This is a genomic window from Achromobacter sp. 1L-A-4-B-C2, from assembly GCF_057291955.1.
Window position 1 is genome coordinate 578,416 of the sequence record NZ_JBXAWP010000003.1, and the last position, 18,921, is coordinate 597,336.

At 64.4% G+C, this 18,921-nt stretch carries 15 protein-coding genes; 9 read left to right on the forward strand and 6 right to left on the reverse strand.

Annotated elements, in window-relative coordinates; all coding sequences use genetic code 11:
* The first annotated feature begins 15 nt into the window (after nucleotides 1–15).
* The 4 genes from msrB to AC0Z35_RS16145 all read left to right on the forward strand — a co-directional run bounded on the left by msrB (nucleotide 16) and on the right by AC0Z35_RS16145 (nucleotide 2,135).
* On the forward strand, nucleotides 16–414 hold the full coding sequence (gene msrB, locus AC0Z35_RS16130; RefSeq protein ID WP_046802562.1) for a peptide-methionine (R)-S-oxide reductase MsrB: 399 nt from the start codon (nucleotides 16–18) through the stop codon (nucleotides 412–414).
* The gene (locus AC0Z35_RS16135) at nucleotides 415–990 is read left to right on the forward strand and encodes a septation protein A (RefSeq protein ID WP_046802561.1); all 576 of its coding nucleotides are present in this window, start codon (nucleotides 415–417) and stop codon (nucleotides 988–990) included.
* A gap of 81 nt (nucleotides 991–1,071) precedes the next feature.
* A complete protein-coding gene (locus tag AC0Z35_RS16140) occupies nucleotides 1,072–1,341 on the forward strand; it encodes a BolA family protein (RefSeq protein ID WP_046802560.1) in 270 nt (89 codons plus the stop codon).
* Between the two features lie 17 nt (nucleotides 1,342–1,358).
* A complete protein-coding gene (locus tag AC0Z35_RS16145) occupies nucleotides 1,359–2,135 on the forward strand; it encodes a peptidylprolyl isomerase (protein WP_046802559.1) in 777 nt (258 codons plus the stop codon).
* 74 nt (nucleotides 2,136–2,209) lie between these two features.
* Here the strand turns inward: AC0Z35_RS16145 and ligA are convergent, their stop codons facing one another.
* Genes ligA through smc form a run of 3 tightly spaced genes read right to left on the reverse strand, consistent with a single transcriptional unit; the run spans nucleotide 2,210 to nucleotide 8,972 of the window.
* On the reverse strand, nucleotides 2,210–4,312 hold the full coding sequence (gene ligA, locus AC0Z35_RS16150; protein ID WP_104142986.1) for an NAD-dependent DNA ligase LigA: 2,103 nt from the start codon (nucleotides 4,310–4,312) through the stop codon (nucleotides 2,210–2,212).
* Complete coding sequence (locus tag AC0Z35_RS16155) at nucleotides 4,313–5,392, reverse strand: cell division protein ZipA C-terminal FtsZ-binding domain-containing protein (protein WP_104142985.1); 1,080 nt, start codon at nucleotides 5,390–5,392, stop codon at nucleotides 4,313–4,315.
* 46 nt (nucleotides 5,393–5,438) lie between these two features.
* Nucleotides 5,439–8,972: a chromosome segregation protein SMC gene (smc, locus tag AC0Z35_RS16160; RefSeq protein ID WP_485132317.1), complete on the reverse strand. Its 3,534-nt coding sequence runs from the start codon at nucleotides 8,970–8,972 to the stop codon at nucleotides 5,439–5,441.
* 263 nt (nucleotides 8,973–9,235) lie between these two features.
* Between smc and lplT the strand changes: the two genes are divergently transcribed.
* Nucleotides 9,236–10,552, forward strand: coding sequence for a lysophospholipid transporter LplT (lplT, locus tag AC0Z35_RS16165; protein ID WP_046802555.1), 1,317 nt, complete (start codon nucleotides 9,236–9,238; stop codon nucleotides 10,550–10,552).
* Nucleotides 10,553–10,706: 154 nt separating this feature from the next.
* On the opposite strand, the gene AC0Z35_RS16170 is transcribed toward lplT, so the two are convergent.
* Together AC0Z35_RS16170 and tsaB are read right to left on the reverse strand one after the other, a co-directional pair.
* Nucleotides 10,707–11,777, reverse strand: coding sequence for a uracil-DNA glycosylase (locus AC0Z35_RS16170; RefSeq protein ID WP_120154235.1), 1,071 nt, complete (start codon nucleotides 11,775–11,777; stop codon nucleotides 10,707–10,709).
* A complete protein-coding gene (gene tsaB, locus AC0Z35_RS16175) occupies nucleotides 11,774–13,168 on the reverse strand; it encodes a tRNA (adenosine(37)-N6)-threonylcarbamoyltransferase complex dimerization subunit type 1 TsaB (protein ID WP_485132316.1) in 1,395 nt (464 codons plus the stop codon). The genes AC0Z35_RS16170 and tsaB overlap by 4 nt, the downstream gene beginning before the upstream one ends.
* A 130-nt stretch (nucleotides 13,169–13,298) precedes the next feature.
* On the opposite strand from tsaB, the gene risA reads away from it, so the two are divergent.
* From risA to AC0Z35_RS16195, 4 genes are all read left to right on the forward strand, one after another.
* Nucleotides 13,299–14,033: a response regulator transcription factor RisA gene (risA, locus tag AC0Z35_RS16180; protein WP_003813882.1), complete on the forward strand. Its 735-nt coding sequence runs from the start codon at nucleotides 13,299–13,301 to the stop codon at nucleotides 14,031–14,033.
* A gap of 34 nt (nucleotides 14,034–14,067) precedes the next feature.
* Nucleotides 14,068–15,462 carry a sensor histidine kinase RisS gene (gene risS / locus AC0Z35_RS16185; RefSeq protein WP_006217983.1) on the forward strand — a complete coding sequence of 465 codons (1,395 nt, stop codon included), beginning with the start codon at nucleotides 14,068–14,070 and terminating at the stop codon, nucleotides 15,460–15,462.
* 59 nt (nucleotides 15,463–15,521) lie between these two features.
* Nucleotides 15,522–16,070: a peroxiredoxin gene (locus tag AC0Z35_RS16190; RefSeq protein WP_006217982.1), complete on the forward strand. Its 549-nt coding sequence runs from the start codon at nucleotides 15,522–15,524 to the stop codon at nucleotides 16,068–16,070.
* 74 nt (nucleotides 16,071–16,144) lie between these two features.
* Nucleotides 16,145–16,663 carry a carboxymuconolactone decarboxylase family protein gene (locus tag AC0Z35_RS16195; protein WP_485132315.1) on the forward strand — a complete coding sequence of 173 codons (519 nt, stop codon included), beginning with the start codon at nucleotides 16,145–16,147 and terminating at the stop codon, nucleotides 16,661–16,663.
* A 96-nt stretch (nucleotides 16,664–16,759) separates the two neighbouring features.
* Here the strand turns inward: AC0Z35_RS16195 and AC0Z35_RS16200 are convergent, their stop codons facing one another.
* Nucleotides 16,760–18,826, reverse strand: coding sequence for a DUF4344 domain-containing metallopeptidase (locus AC0Z35_RS16200; RefSeq protein WP_485132314.1), 2,067 nt, complete (start codon nucleotides 18,824–18,826; stop codon nucleotides 16,760–16,762).
* Nucleotides 18,827–18,921 lie beyond the last annotated feature (95 nt).

Sequence of the window (18,921 nt, forward strand, 5' to 3'; positions counted from 1 at the left end):
ACTCCAAGAGCTGATATGGAAAAAGTACGCAAATCCGACGCCGAATGGCGCGCACAACTTTCCCCCGAAGAATACGTGGTCACCCGCGAAAAGGGTACCGAACGCGCATTCACCGGGCGTTACTGGAATACGACCACGCCGGGCATTTACCGCTGTGTGGGCTGTGGCACGGCCCTGTTCGCATCCGACACCAAATTCGACGCCGGCTGTGGCTGGCCCAGCTACTTCCAGCCGCTGGACCCCGAACTGGTGCGCGAAGAGCGCGACGTCAGCCACGGCATGGTCCGCACCGAAGTCCTGTGCAACGTATGCGATTCGCACCTGGGCCACGTCTTCCCCGACGGCCCGCCGCCCACCGGGCTGCGCTATTGCATCAATTCCCTGTCGATGACGTTTGAACCCATAGAAGACTGAATGAAGAAGTTTCTGTTCGACCTGTTTCCGCTGTTCCTGTTCTTCATTGCCTATCGGTACACGGACATCTTCATCGCCACGGGCGTCGCCATGGCGGCGGCCGTGCTGCAGATCGTGTGGCTCAAGCTCACGGGCCGCGCCACCGAGGCCATGCACTGGATCAACCTGACGGTCATCCTGGTCTTCGGCGGCGCCACCATCTGGTTGCACAGCGATGTCTTCATCAAGTGGAAGCCCACCGTGCTGTATTGGCTGTTTGGCGGTGCGCTGCTGATTTCCCGCTGGGTGTTCGGGCGCAACCTGATTCGTCGGCTGATGGAAAAGCAGATTCAACTGCCCGACGCCGCCTGGGACAAGCTGAACCTGGTCTGGGCAGCCTTCTTCCTGGTCGCCGGCGCGCTGAACCTGTATGTGGCGTTCTCGGGTCATTTCACCGAATCGCAATGGGTCAGCTTCAAGGCATTCGGCCTGATGGGCTTGATGGTCGTCTTCGTGATCGGCCAGTCGGTATGGCTGGGCAAGCATATCCAGACCGACGACACCGCCGGTTCCGGCACGCCGCCGGGCAAGCCCTGACGCGCCAGCCGGCCCGACCACACGGTCCAATCATAGGCGCGCCCACCCTCGTGGGCGCGCCGGAACTTTCATCTAGCCGCCATGTCCGACAACACCGATCGCATCACCCTGATCCGAGAGCGCCTGGCCGCCCTGGAACCTGTAACGCTGGACATCCTGGACGACTCGCATTTGCATGCCGGCCACGAAGGCAGTAAAAACGGCGCCGGCCACTATCGCGTCCATATCGTAGCGCCTTGCTTCACGGGGCTCTCCGCCGTGGCGCGACATAGGCTGGTGTATCATCATTTGCAAGATTTGATCCCCTATCCGATTCATGCGCTTGCGCTAGATGCCCAGGCTCCCAAATAGAAAGTAAAAGGATATTCATGAAACGCATCGTCATGCTGGCTGCGGCCTGCGTCATCGCCGTGCCCGCTTTCGCGCAAAACGTGGCCACCGTCAACGGTAAGGCCATTCCGCAAAAGAATTTGGATCAATTCGTCAAGCTGCTGGTCAGCCAGGGCGCGACCGATTCGCCGCAATTGCGCGAACAGGTCAAGCAAGAAATGATTAACCGCCAGATCTTCGTGCAAGCCGCCGAATCCAGCGGCATCGCCAAGCAAGCCGACGTTCAAACCGAAATCGAACTGGCCCGCCAAGGCATCCTGGTGCGCGCCCTGATGGCCGACTACCTGGCCAAGAACCCGGTTTCGGACGCCAAGGTCACCGCCGAATACGAGAAGATCAAGAAGGAACAAGCCGGCAAGATGGAATACAAGGTCCGTCATATCCTCGTCGAAGACGAGAAGACGGCCAATGACCTGCTGGCCCAGATCAAGAGCAACAAGAGCAAGTTCGACGACCTGGCCAAGAAGAACTCGAAGGACCCCGGCAGCGCCGAAAAGGGTGGCGATCTGGGTTGGGCTCCCCCGACCAACTACGTCCAGCCGTTCGCGCAAGCCGTGACTCAGTTGAAGAAGGGCGAACTGGTCGACAAGCCGGTCCAAACCCAATTCGGCTGGCACATCATCAAGGTTGAGGACACCCGCCCGGTGGAATTCCCGCCGCTGGATCAAGTGCGTCCGCAACTGGAAGAAATGCTGCGCCAGCAAACCCTGGCCGACTACCAGAAGCAACTGCGCGACAAGGCCAAGATTCAGTAAGCCTGCCCTGCGCCAAAATCAAAACTGCCCGCTATCGCGGGCAGTTTTTTTTGGGGCAGGACATTCCCTTTGGGCTAGGACATTCCCAATAGCGCTTTCAACGCATCTTCATCCAACACGGTCACGCCCAGTTCCTGCGCCTTGGTGAGTTTGCTGCCAGCCTCTTCGCCGGCCACCAGATAAGCGGTTTTCTTGGAGACCGAACCGCTGACCTTGCCGCCCGCGGCCTGGATGTGCATTGATGCTTCCTCGCGCGTCCAGTTGGGCAGGGTGCCGGTCAACACGAAAGTCTTGCCCGCCAGCGTCGTGCCTTGCGGCGCGGCGTCGGCCACGGGGTTCACCCCCTGCGCCTTCAATTGCTCGATGACGTCCCGGTTGTGCTGCTCGGCAAAGAAGCGGCGGATGGACGCCGCCACCACGGGACCCACGTCCGGCACGGACGACAAGGCGTCTTCATCAGCGTCCATGATGGCGTCGATGCTGCCGAAATGCCGTGCCACGTCGCGCGCGGTGGTTTCACCCACGTGACGAATACCCAGCGCAAACAACAGGCGGTTCAAGCCCGGGGCGCGCGCCTTGTCGATGGCCGCCACCAGGTTATCGGCCGACTTCTGGCCCATGCGATCCAGGCCCACCAGCTCGAGCGGGCGCAGGCTGTACAGATCGGCCAAAGTCTTGACCCGGCCGCTGTCGACCAACTGGTCCACCAACTTTTCGCCCAGCCCTTCGATGTCCAGCGCCTTGCGGCTGGCCGCATGCCACAGCGTCTGCTTGCGCTGCGCGGCGCAGAACAGGCCGCCCGTACAGCGCGCAATGGTCTCGTCTTCCAGCCGTTCAATGGCCGAGCCGCAGACCGGGCAGGCCGTGGGCATGACGAATTCCTGGGCGTCGTCGGGCCGCTTTTCAAGCACAGGGCCCAGCACTTCGGGGATCACATCGCCCGCGCGGCGCACGATGACGGTGTCACCCTTGCGCACGTCCTTGCGGCGGATTTCGTCTTCGTTGTGCAGCGTCGCGTTGGTGACGGTCACGCCACCCACGAACACGGGCTTCAGGCGTGCCACGGGCGTGATCGCGCCCGTGCGCCCAACCTGGACTTCAATATCCAGCAGCGTGGTGGTGGCTTCTTCGGCGGCAAATTTGTGCGCCAGCGCGAAGCGCGGCGCGCGCGCCACGAAGCCCAGCACTTTCTGCGCGGGCAGCGAATCTACTTTGTAGACCACGCCGTCGATGTCGTAAGGCAGGCTGGCACGCAGCTCGCCCACCTTGGCATAAAAGGCCATCAAGCCTTCGGCGCCCGTCGCGCGATGGTTGTGCTTCAAGTTGACCGGCAGGCCCAGCTCGTGCAGCCACGCCAGCATGGCGCCATGCGACGCTTCGGGCAGTTGCGAGGCCTGACCGGCGCCGGCCGTGGCCTCGTCGAACAAGCCGCTTTGCTTGCCGGGCAGGCCCAGCACCTCGCCCCAGCCATACGCAAAGAAGCGCAGCGGCCGCTTGGCGGTGATGCGCGGGTCCAGCTGACGCAGGCTGCCGGCGGCGGCATTACGCGGGTTGACGAAGATCTTTTCGTCACGCTTGGCCTGCGCCGCGTTCAACTTTTCAAAGTCGGCGCGATTCATCAACACCTCGCCGCGCACTTCCAGCACTTTCGGGGCGGACCCTTTTAGTTGTAGCGGAATGGCCTTGATGGTGCGGATGTTGGAGGTGACATCTTCGCCCGTCTGGCCGTCGCCGCGCGTGGCGGCCTGCACCAGACGGCCGTCCTCGTAACGCAGGCTGATCGCCAGCCCGTCCAACTTGAGCTCACAGAAATAATCGGCTTGCTGCGCCGGCCCCAGCAGGCCCGCGCCGCGCAACGTGTCCGTGACACGGCGGTCGAACGCCACCACTTCTTCTTCGGCAAAGGCGTTGTTCAGCGACAGCATCGGCACGGCATGACGCACGCTGCCAAAGGCGGAGACAGGCGCCGCGCCCACGCGTTGCGTGGGCGATTCCGGGGTGATCAGTTCGGGATGTTCGGCCTCAAGGGCTTCAAGCTGCCGCATCAGCCCGTCGTACTCGGCATCCGAGACGGAGGGCTCGTCGTAGACGTAATAGCGGACGTTGTGCTGTTCCAGCTCGGCGCGCAGGCGCGCCGCGGTTTCCGCCGGGTTGACTTCACCAGACGCGCGGCTCATTTACGCAAACACCCGTTGAGCACGCTCGCTTCCGGCGGGCAGGCCCGCTTGTTCAAGCTGTTCGAACAGCACTTGGAGGCGTTCGTCGATAACCGTTTCGGAACCATCCGCCAGCGGCTTGCCCTGGTCGTCGACCAGCTCGGCGCGCAGGCGCGCGGCCAGGTCGCGGCCCACGTCCACCATGCGGCCAAAGGCACGCGTATCGGCCGGCGCACAAGGTACGTCAAGCAGCAGGTACAGGCGTTCGACGCCACCCATGCCGGCGTCGAAGGCGGCGCCATCGGCGCGCGACAGCGTGAAGCGGGTCACACCGTTTTCGGCGGGCCACGCCAGGCGATTGCCATCCGCCACGAAGCCCGTGTCGCGGGCCACGGACAGCACTTCGGCGGCAGGCTGGGCCGCGCCCAGCAGCAGCGTCAGGCCAACCTGGGTATCCAGCGCGGCGCAGGTGTCGTCCAGGCGGGCGCCCTGCTCCAGCACGGCTTGCTGGTCGGGGCCTTCGATGGTGGCGTCGAAACGTTCGGCCATGTCCTGGGCGCGAGCCCAGGCTTGCGACCATTCAATGGCAGTCAGGGGGCCGCTGCGATTGGCCAGCAGCACCGCCAGTTGCATCGACGCATACGACTCACCGGCATGCACGCGGGCACGATGGCGGCGCTGGTCGGTTTCGGCGAATACGCGCATCGGCTTGCGGCCCACGTGGCGCAGGCTTTGCATGTAAGGCAGCAGGTCGGCGCCACGCACGGGTTCGGCGAAATTGATTTCGATGACCACTTCGCAGGCGGGGTCGGGTTCTTCCGTGTCGTCGGCATCGCTACCCGGGTCCACCGGCGCGGGCTGGCCGGGGTGCGCGCGCGGCGCATCGCCGCCCATGCCGGGCTCGCGACGGCTCGCGCCCGCGGCAGTCGCCGAAGCGGCTGCGCCGGCAGCGCCGGCGCCCAGCAACGGATCCTGTTCAGACGTGGGGAAATGGCTTTGCATCTTGCGCCGGACGCGCCGGTCCTGCCACCAGTTGAATCCCAACACCAGCAGTATCAGCAAGACGCCCAGGGCTATCAGCCCGATCTGCAAATCACTCATGTGTACATCCCGCGCCAGGAGGGCGGCGCCTTTCTAAATATGGGGTTTATGCCGCTTCGGAGGCCATCATTTGCACGGCCGAATCTATGTCTACCGCAACGATACGCGAAACCCCTTGCTCTTGCATGGTTACGCCGATCAGCTGCTTGGCCATCTGCATGGCGATCTTGTTGTGCGAAATAAATAGGAATTGGGTTTGCTCGCTCATGTTGGCGACCAGGTTTGCGTAGCGTTCGGTGTTGGCGTCGTCCAGCGGCGCGTCCACCTCGTCCAGCAGGCAGAAAGGCGCCGGATTCAGCTTGAACAACGCGAACACCAGCGCGGTCGCGGTCAGCGCTTTTTCGCCGCCGGACAAGAGGTGAATCGTGCTGTTGCGCTTGCCGGGCGGCTGGGCCATGACCTGCACGCCCGCGTCGAGAATTTCCTCGCCCGTCATGCTGAGCTTGGCTTCGCCCCCACCAAACAGCTTGGGGAACAGTTCGCCAAAGTGGCCGTTCACGATGTTGAAGGTTTCTTGCAGCAGCTCGCGCGTTTCGCGGTCGATCTTGCGGATCGCGTCTTCCAGGGTTTCGATGGCGGTCATCAAATCCTGGTGCTGGGAATCCAGGAAACCCTTGCGTTCGCGCGACGTGTTCAATTCGTCCAGCGCCGCCAGGTTGACCGAGCCCAACGATTCAATCTGGCGCGAGATCCGGCCCACTTCCTGTTGCAGCCAGCTGGCGCGGCGCCACTCTTCGGGGCGGGTGGCCAGGTCCTGGGCCAGCGCCTCGCGGTCGACTTCGCGGGCGTTCAGCTGTTCGGTGAATTGCTCTTCAGCCAGGCGCGCGGCCTGCTCTTGCAGCTGCAATTCCATGATGCGCGCACGGCGCGGTTCCAGCGTCTGTTCCTGCTGTTGCCGGTCTTCATCGGCGCCGCGCAACAGAGCGGCCAGGTTTTCCATTTCCTGGCGCGCGCGCGACAGCGCTTCTTCGCGCTCGGCACGGGCTTCCAGGGCATCTTGCAACCCGGCCTGCGACGCGGACGCGTCCAGCTCGGCCAGATCGCCCATCAGTTGTTCAAGCTCGACCGTGCCGCGCTGGCTTTGGTCGGCGGCCAATTGCTGGTTGCGTTGCAGGTCGGTAATGCGGACCTGAATGCCGCGTTCGGCAAATTCGGCTTCTTGCGCGGCACGCTCAAGCTCGCGCAGGCGCGTACGGGCGGCCTCGGCCTGGGCGGCCAGCGTTTCGCCGTCCATTTCGGCATCGGCAAAGCGGGATTGGTGCTCGGCCAGTTCTTCGTCCAGCGTCTCGAAGCGGGCTTCGGCTTCTTCGCGGGTGGCGCACAGGTCTTCTTCCTGGACCTTGATTTCTTCCAGATCCTGGCGCAGGCGCGAGGCCCGTTCGCCGGATTGCTCGGCCTGCTGTTGCAGCCGGGAATGTTCAAGCTGGATGTCGTGCACGCGGCGCGTGACCTCGGCCACGCGCGTGCGCGCCGGGGCGATGGCCTGCGAGACCTGCTGCCAGGCCGCTTCGGCGCGGGCAACCGCGGCACGCGCCTGGTCGGCGATCAGCTGCTGGGCCTTGATCTCGCGTTGCAGGTTTTCAATTTCCTGCTGGCGGGCCAGCAGGCCGGCCTGCTCGGAATCCGGCGCGTAAAAGCGGACGCTATGGGCATCGATCAGGTGGCCGGCCTTGACCACGCAGGCGCTGCCGGCGGGCAAGGTCGCGCGCATGGCCAGAGCCTGCGTCACGTCGGTCGCGGTGTAGATGCCGGCCAGCCAGTCGTTCAGCAGCGTGCGCAGGTCCGGGTCGGTGATGCGCAGCAGGCTGGCCAGCGGCGTCAGGCCGGCCGGGGCGGCCGGCGCGGGCGCCGCGACGGGCAATTGATAGAAAGCCAGCCGGGCGGGCGGCGCGTCTTCGGCGAACGCGCGGGCCCAATCCAGATTGCGCACTTCCATGGACGCCATGCGCTCGCGCAGGGCGGATTCCAGGGCGGTTTCCCAGCCCGGCTCCACGTGCAGCTTTTGCCACAGACGCGACAGCCCGGCCAATTCGTGCTTGGCCAGCCAGGGTTCCAGCGCGCCCTGCTTCTGCACGTCTTCCTGCAGCTTCACCAGCGCGGACAGGCGGGCTTCCAGACGGGCCAGGTTCTGGGCGTCGGTCTGGGCGGCGGCCTGGGCGCGGCTGCGCTCGGCATCCGCTTCCGGCACGCGGCCTTCCAGCGTGGCCAGTTCTTCCTGGGCTTCTTGCAGCTGGTCTTCGCCGGCTACCCGGTCGCCGGCCAGTTGCTCCAGGCGGACGGGGTCTGGCGCATGCAGCTCGCGTAGCTCTTGTTGCAGGCGTTCGCGGCGCTGCTCCAGCACCTGCATCTGGCGGTCGGCGTCGCGCTGGGTCTGGGCGACCAGCGCCAGGTTCTGTTCGACCCGGGCCAGGGCGGCGCGCATTTCGTCGCGGCCCGAGGCGGCCTCGCGCACACGCTGCTCGACGGCGGGCAACCCCGCCTGAGCGTCTTCGGCGGCGGCCCGCGCCTCTTCGGTGCGGGCGGCGGCGGTGGCCAGGTCGTCTTCGGCCTGGGCGATTTGCTCAGTGCAGTGCTCGCGCTGGCTGGTCCATTCCGCGATCTGCTGCTGCAACTGGTCGCGGCGCGATTGCAGACGGTTGCGCGAATCCACCACGTGGCGGATCTCGGCTTCCAGGCGGCTGACCTGCGCGTTGGCTTCGTACAGCGCGCCCTGGGCGGTGTGCACGGCGTCGCTGGCCGCGTAGTGGGCCTGACGGCGCGATTCCAGCGCCGCTTCGCCCGCACGCAGGCCGGCGATGGCGGCTTCCAGCTCGTTTTGCGCCTGCGCCATTTCCTGGGCTTTCTTGGCGCGCTCTTCGCGAGCCCCGGTTTCCTTCAGGAACCACAGGGAATGCTGTTTCTTTTCGCCGTCGGCCTGAAGCCCGCGGTATCGCGTGGCGACTTCGGCCTGGGCTTCCAGCTTTTCAAGCTGGCTGTTCAGTTCGCGCAGAATGTCTTCCACGCGAGTCAGGTTTTCGCGCGTGTCCGACAGGCGGTTTTCGGTCTCGCGGCGGCGTTCCTTGTAGCGCGACACGCCGGCCGCTTCTTCCAGGAATACCCGCAGTTCTTCAGGGCGCGCCTCGATCAGGCGGTTGATCATGCCCTGCCCGATGATGGCGTAGCCACGCGCGCCCAGGCCGGTGCCCAGGAAGATGTCGTGGATGTCGCGGCGCCGGACCTGCTGGTTATTGACGAAATAGCTGCTGGTGCCGTCCCGGGTCAGAACCCGGCGCACGGCGATTTCGGCGTAGGTGCTCCATTGGCCCGCAGCCCGCCCTTCGCTGTTGTCGAACACCATTTCCACCGACGCACGGGCCGCTGGCTTGCGGTTGCCCGAGCCGTTGAAAATGACGTCCTGCATGGACTCGCCGCGCAGTTCCGAGGCCTTGGCCTCGCCCAGCACCCAGCGCACCGCATCGATGATGTTCGATTTCCCGCAGCCGTTCGGACCCACCACGCCAACCAGTTGACTGGGCACGGGAATCACGGTGGGATCGACGAAGGACTTGAAGCCGGCGAGTTTTAGCTGAGTAAGACGCACAGTACGATGACGACGGGGTGGGTTGACGAAAGGCGTTAACGGACCTGCCGCACAGATTGCAAACCGGCCCACGAAGGGCCGGCTCACATATGGGTCGTATGATACCGCAGGCAGTCTGTCGCTAAACGTCAGTAATGGTCAACCCACGGGCAAACGCTCAATGGTGCGCCTTCGGGCACCGGCTATACTCCCTGACACTTTTTGGCACGACACATAATTTTCACGCGGACTGGCCGGGCTCAGGCCAAAGAACGGGGACATTCTTGAAACGTGGTTTCTATCTGGTCATGGCCGCGCAGGCCTTCTCGTCATTGGCGGACAATGCGCTGTTCATCGCAGCCATCGCCTTGATACAGGAGCTGCACGGCCCCGACTGGTTGGCGCCCATGATGAAATGGTCGTTCGCGCTGGCCTACGTGGTGCTGGCGGCCTTTGTCGGCGCCCTGGCGGACTCTTTCCCCAAGGGCCGTGTGATGTTCTCCACCAACGCGCTGAAGGTGGCCGGCTGTCTGCTGATGTTCTCGTACGCCAGCATCGGCGTTGCCCCCGAATACCAGACCTACCTGGTCTGCGCCGCCTATGCCGTGGTCGGGATCGGCGCGGCGGCCTATTCGCCCGCCAAGTACGGCATCGTCACCGAAATGCTGCCGCCGCACATGCTGGTCAAGGGCAACAGCTGGATCGAAGGGCTGACGGTGTTTTCCATCATTTTGGGCACGGTGCTGGGCGGCCTGTTGATTTCGTCCTCGGTGTCGACCGCCCTGTTGAGCCATTCGTTCATCGGCAGCCTGGTGCACACCCCCGCCGAAGCCGCCATCCTGGTCATTGCGTTCGTCTACCTGCTGGCGGCGCTGTGCAACCTGATGATTCCGCGCACCCATGTGCGCTACCCGCCGCAGCAGAAAAACCCGGTGCGCCTGATCCGCACGTTCTGGGGCTACGTCTGTGTGCTGTGGAAAGACAAGCTGGGCCAGATTTCACTGGCGGTCACCACCCTGTTCTGGGGCGCGGGCGCCACGCTGCAACTGATCGTTATCGAATGGGGCCGCAGCCACCTGGGCTATCAGCTGGACAAGGCGTCGATGCTGATGGGCGTGGCGGCGCTGGGTACCGTGGTCGGCTCGATCCTGGCCGGCCGCATCCCGCTGCGCCGCGCGCTGGCCGTGCTGCCGGTAGGCGCCGCCATGGGGCTGGTCGTGTTGCTGATGCCGCTGGTCTATTCGCCCTGGAGCGTCTACCTGCTGCTGCTGATCACGGGCGGGCTGGCCGGTTTCTTCGTGGTGCCGATGAATGCGCTGCTGCAACATCGCGGCCACGTGCTGCTGTCGGCGGGCCATTCCATCGCGGTGCAGAACTTCAATGAACAGCTCAACATCCTGCTGATGGTGGCGATGTACACGCTGCTGCTGTGGCTGCAACTGCCGATCAACATCATCATCGTGATTTTTGGCTCGGTGGTGGCGGTGCTGATGGTGGTGTTCATGCGCTGGAGCAAGCGCAACATGCAGGCCAACCCCGATCTGCACGACCAGATCGGGCAGGAAGGCCATGGGCGTGCGCTGGATTCGAACACCCACTAAGACGCCAAGCCGTTGATCGGAAACGAAAAACGGACGATAAAGGCGGGCAATACAAGATGCGCAATACAGGACGCGCAATACAAGACGCGCAATAAAAAAAGCCGGGCCCAAGCCCGGCTTTTTATCGTCCGCCGCCAGCGGCAAGCCAGCGCGGTCAGATCTGGCGGGACGCCAGCTTAAGGTCTTGCCAGGCCCGCGCCTTTTCGGACGGGCTGCGCAGCAGGTACGCCGGGTGATAGCTGACGATCAGCGGAATCTGGCTGCCGTCCTCCGTCTTGAGCGTATGCACGCGGCCACGCAGGCTGCCGATGGTGGCGTCCGTACCCAGCAACGTCTGCGCGGCAAACCGGCCCAGGACCAGGATGCGCTCCGGCTTCAGCAAGGCGATCTGGCGCATCAGATACGGGCTGCAAGCGGCAATTTCCTCGGGCTTGGGATTGCGGTTGCCCGGCGGGCGGCACTTGATGACGTTGGTGATGAAGACGTCGGTGTCGCGGCTCATGCCCACGGCGGCCAGCATGGCGTCCAGCAGTTGGCCGGAGCGGCCGACAAACGGGTGGCCCTGCCGGTCTTCTTGCTCGCCCGGGGCCTCTCCCACGACCAGCCAGCGGGTAGGCGTTGCCCCATGGCCAAAGACCGCGTGGCGGCGCCCCTGGCACAGCCCGCACGCCGTACACGCCACCACCTGCTCGCGCAGTTCGTCCAGATTGGCGTTTTTCACCGCCTCGGCCACGGGGATGCGAGGCGCTTCGACGGCTTCTTCTTCGGCCGTCTTGGGAACCGGACGCGGCGGCGGGCCGGTGCGGTTCAGGATGGAAGCGGGAATGCCCGGGCGTCCAGAACTGCGTTCGCTTGCGACGGCGGCCGGAGCAGCGACCGGCGCGGCAGTCGACGCAGCAGACGAAGCAGACGAAGCAGTAGCCGATGCGGCAGCCGGCATCGGGGCGGAAGCCGGCACCGCGGCGGGCGGCAGGGCCGCCACCGGGGCCTGCACAGCGGCAGGCTGACCGGACACGTTGACATGCCCGACGGGGGCATTCGGGGCACGGGCCGCCACCCCGGAATCCAACAAAACCGGTTTTGAAACAGGGGCTTGCGGCGCAACGGGCGCACGAGCATCGGCCGGAGCCGGGCGCAGCCACAGCCTTTCCATGCCAATTTCGCGCAGCCAGATGCGCTGAAGCGGATTGACGCGGGGCGCCACGGCGGGCGTCGGCACGGTCATGCGAGCACCTCCGGCGTGGCGTCAAAGCGTTTTTGCATGACCAGAGCGTCTTCGCGCGTGCCTTTTTCAGCGGGGTAGTACCCACGGCGCACACCGATCTGCAAATAACCGTGGTCGCGGTAAAAGCTGACGGCGGAGACGTTGGACGGGCGCACTTCCAGCAGCACGCCCTCCAGCCCCCGTTCCCGCGCCTGCGCCTCGCACCATTGCAGCAGGATGCCGCCCAGCCCTTGCCGATGCAGGTGTTTGGACACGGCAATGACGAGCAAGTGCGCGACGTCCGGCGCAAACATCAAAATGCAGAAGGCAGCGACTTTGCCGTCGCGGCGAAGTACCCAAGCGCCGTAGCCCGCCGCCAGTGCGTCGACGAAGTTGCCGCGCGTCCAGGGAAACGCCTGCACGTGGGCCTCCAGCGCGGCCACCTCGTCCAGGTCGTCGTGCGTCAAGGGCTGGGGTTGTTCGGCGGGCGCAAGGTGCCCGGAACGTTCCGCCACGCGGCCCTGCTGCGGCCGATCGGCGGGCTCTGGCTGTGCACCACGCTGCGATGAGTCGGTGAGCTGGGATGGGTCGTTGCGCGGTGATTGCTTGGCCTCCGACGCCAGGGACGGCGCGGCTTTCGGGTTGCCGCCTTCGCCCCGCATGCGCTCGGCGGTGGTAAAGGCAACCTTGTCGCGCACATAAAGCGGCGCGGCCTCTTCCGGAGGCAGCGCTTCACCGCGCAGCCAGCCTTGTCGCGCCAGACGCGCCACGCTGGCGGCCTCGGGGCGTAACGCATCGGCGGCGCGCGCCCACCCATCCGGCGCAATCATGTCGGACGCGTAGGCATCCCAGGCGTCGCCCGCCAGCAGCGGGCGCAAAGCCTGGCCCGCGGAATCCGACCATTGGGCAAGGTGATGCGCCGTCCAGGGCACGACCTCGGCAGCCGCGATCAACAGCGGGGCTTGCAGGACCTGCCAGGCGGACTCTTCGGCCCCCTGCGCACCCAACGGGCGATAAACCGCCAGATAGACCTCGTTCATGCGCGCGTCCAGCGCCACCACGATGGCGTTGGCGGGCGTGGCCCCTGCCACCTGCGCGGCGACCGCCTGGTGGGACACCACAGGCAGCACCGGAATCCCCAGCCCCAGGCCCATGCCCTGGGCCACGCCACAAGCGACACGCAGGCCGGTAAAGCCGCCCGGCCCCTGGCCAAACGCCACGGCGTGCAGGGCCGTGGGCGCAATGCCGGACTCGGCAAGCAGCTCGTTCGCCATCGGCAAGAGTCGTTCCGCATGCTCTTGGGACCCCTCGTGCTCGCGGGTAATCACCTGCAATCGGCCATCGACCGTTCGCAGTAAAGCCACCCCGCAACGGGACGAAGACGTTTCCAAAGCCAGCAGGTTTAGTTCCATAGGTGCAGATTGTACGAAATACGCGGCTCCGCCCCCGGTTGTAAGGGGGATTTCAACCATGGTTCGCAATGTGTAATATCTTGTGAACGCCCACTAGCCGCTGGTTCTTGTCACTGTTACATTTCCGGCCATGAATACGCAAAACACCACCCCCACCCGAAAAATCCTCGTCGTTGACGATGATCCGCGCTTGCGCGATTTGCTGCGCCGGTATTTGTCCGAGCAGGGATTCAACGTTTTCGTCGCCGAAGACGCCAAAGAGATGGGCAAACTCTGGCAACGCGAGCATTTTGACCTGCTCGTGCTGGATCTGATGCTGCCCGGCGAAGATGGTCTGTCCATCTGTCGCCGGCTGCGCGGTGGCCACGACAATACGCCCATCATCATGCTCACGGCCAAGGCGGAAGAAATCGACCGCATCGTGGGCCTTGAAATGGGCGCGGACGACTACCTGTCCAAACCGTTCAACCCCCGGGAACTGCTGGCACGGATCAACGCGATCCTACGCCGTCGCGGCACGGAAGAACATCCGGGCGCTCCCAGCCAGGAAAACGAGTCGATCGCTTTCGGCCCCTACGTGCTGAACTTGTCCACCCGTACGCTGACGCGCAACGGCGAACAAGTGCCGATCACCACCGGCGAATTCTCGGTGCTCAAGGTGTTTGCGCGCCATCCGAAGATTCCCCTGTCCCGCGACAAGCTCATGGAACTGGCTCGCGGCCGCGAATACGAAGCTTTCGATCGCAGCCTCGACGTGCAGATCTCGCGCCTGCGCAAACTGATCGAACCCAATCCGTCCAAGCCCGTGTTCATCCAGACCGTTTGGGGTCTCGGATACGTGTTTGTGCCGGACGGTGGTAGCTGATCGGCTCGCCCGCCCTGGGCAGGAGCGCAGCCTCGTGCCCCGCTTGCGCAGAACCTTCAGGAACCTGACTTCACGTTTGCGGCTCGGCTTGTTCGGCCGCACGTTCCTGCTGCTCGCAGCGCTGATGCTGGTCAGCCTGGGCGCGTGGCTACAAGTATTTTTCAGCATGGAGCTGGGACCGCGCGCCAATCAAATGGCGCAGCGGGTGATCACGGCCGTCAATATCACGCGCACGGCCCTGATCTACTCTCATAACGGCGAACGCAGCAAGCTGCTGCTGGACCTGGCCACCAACGAAGGCATTCAGGTCTACCCGCGCGAAGTCACCGACTTTGCCGAAGCCCTTCCCGACGACGACTACTGGCAGCGTGTGGCGCAGCATATCCGCACGCGCTTTGGCCCGGAAACGCAGATCGCCTGGGGCGTCAACCAGGTGCCCGGCTTCTGGGTCAGCTTCCAGATCGAAAAAGATCTGTACTGGCTGGTGTTCGAGCGAGAACAGATTGGCTTGACGGGTGGTATCGAATGGCTGGGATGGGGCGCCACGGCGTTGCTGCTTTCCCTTGTCGGTGCGGCGGTCAGCGTGGGGTTCGTGAACCGGCCCCTGTCCCGGCTTGCCCGCGCCGCGCAGGTGTTGTCGCGCGGCGAGACGCCCGCGCCACTACCCGAACAGGGTCCTTTGGAAATCCGCGACCTGAACGCCTCGTTCAACCGCATGGCCAAAGACCTGCGGCAGGCCGAGGCCGACCGAGAGCTGATGCTGGCCGGGATCTCGCACGACCTGCGCACCCCGCTGGCCCGCATGCGCCTGGAAATCGAGCTTAGCGGCGTGTCGGAAGACGCCCGCCAGGCCATCGACGAAGACCTGGGCCAGATCGACCACAGCATCGGCCAACTGATGGAATATGCGCGGCCCGCCGGCACCCTGCCGCAGCTGGCCACCGACATTTCCGCGGTACTGGCCGAGCTCTATGAACGTGAACGCAGCCACACCGCGTCGTTGGGCGGCGAGCTGGAAGCGTCGCTGGAACCTGGGCTGCGTGCCCGGATCACGGCGCTGGACCTGAAGCGGGTGGTCAGCAACCTGATCGAAAACGCGCGGCGCTATGGTCGGTCCAGCGACGGCATGGCGCACCTTGTCATGACGCTGCAAGCCGAAGGCGGCATGATCGTGATCGAAGTGTGCGACCGCGGACCGGGCATCGCGCCCGAAGACGTCGACCGGCTGCTGCGGCCTTTCTCGCGTGGCGAAGCGGCGCGTACCGGTGTCAGCGGCGCGGGCCTGGGTCTGGCCATTGTCGAACGCCTGCTCAAGCACGTGGGCGGCACGCTGCGCATGCTGCCTCGCGAAGGCGGCGGGCTGACCGCGCGCATAGAGTTGCCCAAAGCCAAGTTTAGGAATTATCAATTAGACAACGATAATCCATAGCGTAGAATTTATGGTTTAAGGCACTGCCTTATCTCCACCAACAACTACTGGGAGTAAACATGAAAACTGTTGGCGACAAACTCGAGCCCTTCAAGGTCACCGGCGTCAAGCCCGGCTTCAACCAGCACGAAGAGAATGGCGTGTCGGCGTTTGAAGACATCACCGAAAGCTCGTTCCCCGGCAAGTGGAAGGTGATCTACTTCTACCCGAAAGACTTCACGTTTGTGTGCCCGACCGAAATCGTCGGCTTCAACAAGCTGGCCAAGGATTTCGAAGACCGCGACGCCGTTCTGCTGGGCGGCTCCACCGACAACGAATTCGTCAAGCTGGCATGGCGCCGTGAGCACCCGGACCTGAACAAGCTGGGCCACTACCAATTCGGCGACACCACCGGTGCCCTGATCGACCAACTGGGCGTCCGCGAAAAGGGTGCTGGCGTTGCTCTGCGCGCCACGTTCATCGTTGACCCGGACAACACGATCCAGCACGTTTCGGTGAACAACCTGAACGTCGGCCGTAACCCGGAAGAAGTTCTGCGCTTGCTCGACGGTCTGCAAACCGACGAGCTCTGCCCGTGCAACCGTACGGTTGGCGGCGCTACGCTGTAATTTCCAGCCCGGCCCAGGGCCTGTACGCAGGCCCGGCGCCGGGCTTTACTTGCTCTAGATTATAGGTAAAAACTATGGAATTTCTTACGACCATTAAGGAACAGCTGCCGGATTGGGCCAAGGACATCCGCCTGAATCTGGACGCCGTCATCGCCCGTTCCACGCTGGCGCCTGAACATGCCGTTGGCGCCGCCCTGTCCGCCGCTTACGCCGCGCGCAGCCCGGTGCTGGTCGAAGCCTTCAAGAGCGGCCTGTCGGAAGGCGACGCCAATGCCGCCCTGACGGCTTCCGCACTGATGGGCATGAACAACACCTGGTATCCCTACGTCGAAATGACGGGCGACGCCAACCTGAAGAGCCTGCCCGCGCAGCTGCGCATGAACGCCTACGCCACCCATGGCGGCGTCGAGAAAAAGCGCTTTGAACTGTTCGCGCTGGTTGCTTCGATCATCGGCAAGTGCCATTTCTGCGTGGCCTCGCACTATGAAAACCTGAAGAACGACGGCCTGTCGACCGAACAGCTGCGCGACGCCGGCCGTATCGCCGCCGTCGTCAACGCCGCCGCTCTGGCGCTGGCCGCCCAAGGCAAGTAAGCCTCGGTCTGAAGACGGAAAAAAGCCCGCCTGTGCAAACAGGCGGGCTTTTTATTGCCGCGCGCCAAGGTGATGGCGCCGACGGGGACTGCTCGATTAGTTCTGCGCCGGCTTCACGGGCGAGGTCGGCAAGCCGTTGGCCACCCAGGCTTCCAGGCCGCCGCGATACCAATAGGCGTCCCAGCCCAAAGTGCCGACGCGCAACGCCGCGTTGTACGACGAACGGTCGTTCATGCCGGCGCCCATCAATACGATCGGCACGCCCCGGTTGCCGCCCGACTTCTTCATCAGCCAATCGTCCAGCGGACCTTGCAGGCTGTCCTTGACGCTGCCGTCCGATCCCGCGTCGGCCAGCGGATAGGCGATGGGCAAGGTGTCGCGCAGCCCGCTGCTGTCCACGATGATCAGATTCTTGTTGTTCTTGATCAGCTGAACCAAATCGCCGGTGGTGATGACCTTGGCGCGGTAGTGCTGGACCGGCGTGGGTCCCTTGTACGGCGCCGAGAACAGCAAGGTCGTGGCCGGCACGCCGCTGTCCTTCAATTCATCGAAGCCGCCGGTCGGGGCGGCGGCGCCCTGCCCTTGTCCCGCCGGCGCCTGCTGCTGGCGGGCAGGCGGCGCCGAGCCGTCCTTGGCCACGATTTCACCGCCCACCGTGCCCATTTCGATGTCCGAAATCATCACGGCAATGTTCTCGATCAGCTCATAGCACATGGTGATCGAGCCTTCGCGCGGGCTGTACCAGGCGTTGAGCTTGCCGCAGTCCTTGAAGACCACGTTCACCGGCCGGGGCAACACATACGTCTTGCCCAGCAGCTTGATGTTTTCGCCGATGGCGGCGGACAGGTTGTTCGCGAACAGGTTGCCGATCTTGCGCTTGGACGGTTCGAACACCACGTTCACCGGCGCGCCGGGCGCGTTGGCCGGTTGCTCGCCGTCCGGCGTCCAGGTACCGACGCGCGTGTACGGCGCCAGAATCTTGCGCCACGCGCGGTTCTGCTTGTTGAATTCGTCCGTGCAACGGGCCTTGGTGCGGTCTTCGAATCCGGTTTGTTGAACCACCGTTTCGAACACAGCGGGGTTGCCGCCGTACATGATGCAAAGCATGTTGCGGAAGCGCTTCAGGTCGCCCGTGTGTTCGTCCTGCCATGCCGAGGGCGCCTGGCCGCGGCTTTCCGACAGCTTGCCGCTGTAATACCACTGCAGCGCGGCGTAGGTGGCCGCTTCGCGCGCCATGCGGTCCACGTCCTTGCTGCCCGACGGGTACATCGTGGGCTCCACGATCTGCAACGCCGCGTAGATATCCACCGCATCCTCTTCGGCGCCGGTGGACGGCAATTGCAGTTCGCCGATCAGCGCGTGGCCGAACTCGTGCATGAAGATGCTTTTCATCAAGCCGATATACACGGCGACGATGCGTTCGGTATCGCCACCGAAACGGGGATACGGACCCGAGCCCGGCAAGCCGGAATTATTGCCGCCCGGCGACGGCGCAGCCTGCGGCGTATTGACGCGCGGCTGTGTGTTCTGCGGGCTGGCGCCCGTGGCGCCCCCGCGCGGGGGCAGGCCCGCGGGCGGCGGGCTGGTCGCGCCACCGCCACGAGGCGGCAAGCCGGTGGACGGCGGTGCCGCCGGCGGCTGCTTGGACCCTTGATTGGTCGTGATGGAAAAATCCGCGATGCCGAACGTGCCGACGTCATACGCCATGATGCCGATATCCGCGCCCAGCGCCGACACGTCCGCCACGTCGCCGATCTTCTGGCCGTTCACGATGAAGCGCGCTGCGCCCGGCACCTCGACCACCTTGATGCGGTCCGACCCGTCCAGCTTGGCGACATTCGGCACAGAGCCGAAATCACGGCGGTTCTGCCCTTCCAGGCAAAACAGCTTCGTGTTTTTGTCGGCCATGATTTCAAGCAGGCACAGGCTCTTGGTGGCGCGGTTGTTCATCACAACGCCGATGGACGCCTTGGGATTCTGCGAATTGACGACCACATTGACGTCGGTGATGCGGCCGGCGTCCGGCGCGGGGCCTGCCGTGACGTACAGCGTTTGCTCACTGCCCGGCGTGCCCTTGTTCTGCAAGGTGAACCAGCCGTCTTGCAGGCCCGCCGTCCACCCCTGCAACAGCTGCTGTCGGACCCCGCCAGCCAGCGGACCCAACTGCTGTTCAAACTCCGCGTGCGCGGGCGCACATACTGCGGCAAGGGCTAAAAGCAGGGCTGCGCCACGTAGATGCATCCGAATATCTCATGTGA

Coding starts and splice junctions, on each gene's coding strand:
- msrB (WP_046802562.1), top strand. CDS start 16: ATGGAAAAAGTACGCAAATCCGACGCCGAATGGCGCGCACAACTTTCC.
- AC0Z35_RS16135 (WP_046802561.1), top strand. CDS start 415: ATGAAGAAGTTTCTGTTCGACCTGTTTCCGCTGTTCCTGTTCTTCATT.
- AC0Z35_RS16140 (WP_046802560.1), top strand. CDS start 1,072: ATGTCCGACAACACCGATCGCATCACCCTGATCCGAGAGCGCCTGGCC.
- AC0Z35_RS16145 (WP_046802559.1), top strand. CDS start 1,359: ATGAAACGCATCGTCATGCTGGCTGCGGCCTGCGTCATCGCCGTGCCC.
- ligA (WP_104142986.1), bottom strand. CDS start 4,312: ATGAGCCGCGCGTCTGGTGAAGTCAACCCGGCGGAAACCGCGGCGCGC.
- AC0Z35_RS16155 (WP_104142985.1), bottom strand. CDS start 5,392: ATGAGTGATTTGCAGATCGGGCTGATAGCCCTGGGCGTCTTGCTGATA.
- AC0Z35_RS16170 (WP_120154235.1), bottom strand. CDS start 11,777: ATGACCGTGCCGACGCCCGCCGTGGCGCCCCGCGTCAATCCGCTTCAG.
- tsaB (WP_485132316.1), bottom strand. CDS start 13,168: ATGGAACTAAACCTGCTGGCTTTGGAAACGTCTTCGTCCCGTTGCGGG.
- risA (WP_003813882.1), top strand. CDS start 13,299: ATGAATACGCAAAACACCACCCCCACCCGAAAAATCCTCGTCGTTGAC.
- AC0Z35_RS16190 (WP_006217982.1), top strand. CDS start 15,522: ATGAAAACTGTTGGCGACAAACTCGAGCCCTTCAAGGTCACCGGCGTC.
- AC0Z35_RS16195 (WP_485132315.1), top strand. CDS start 16,145: ATGGAATTTCTTACGACCATTAAGGAACAGCTGCCGGATTGGGCCAAG.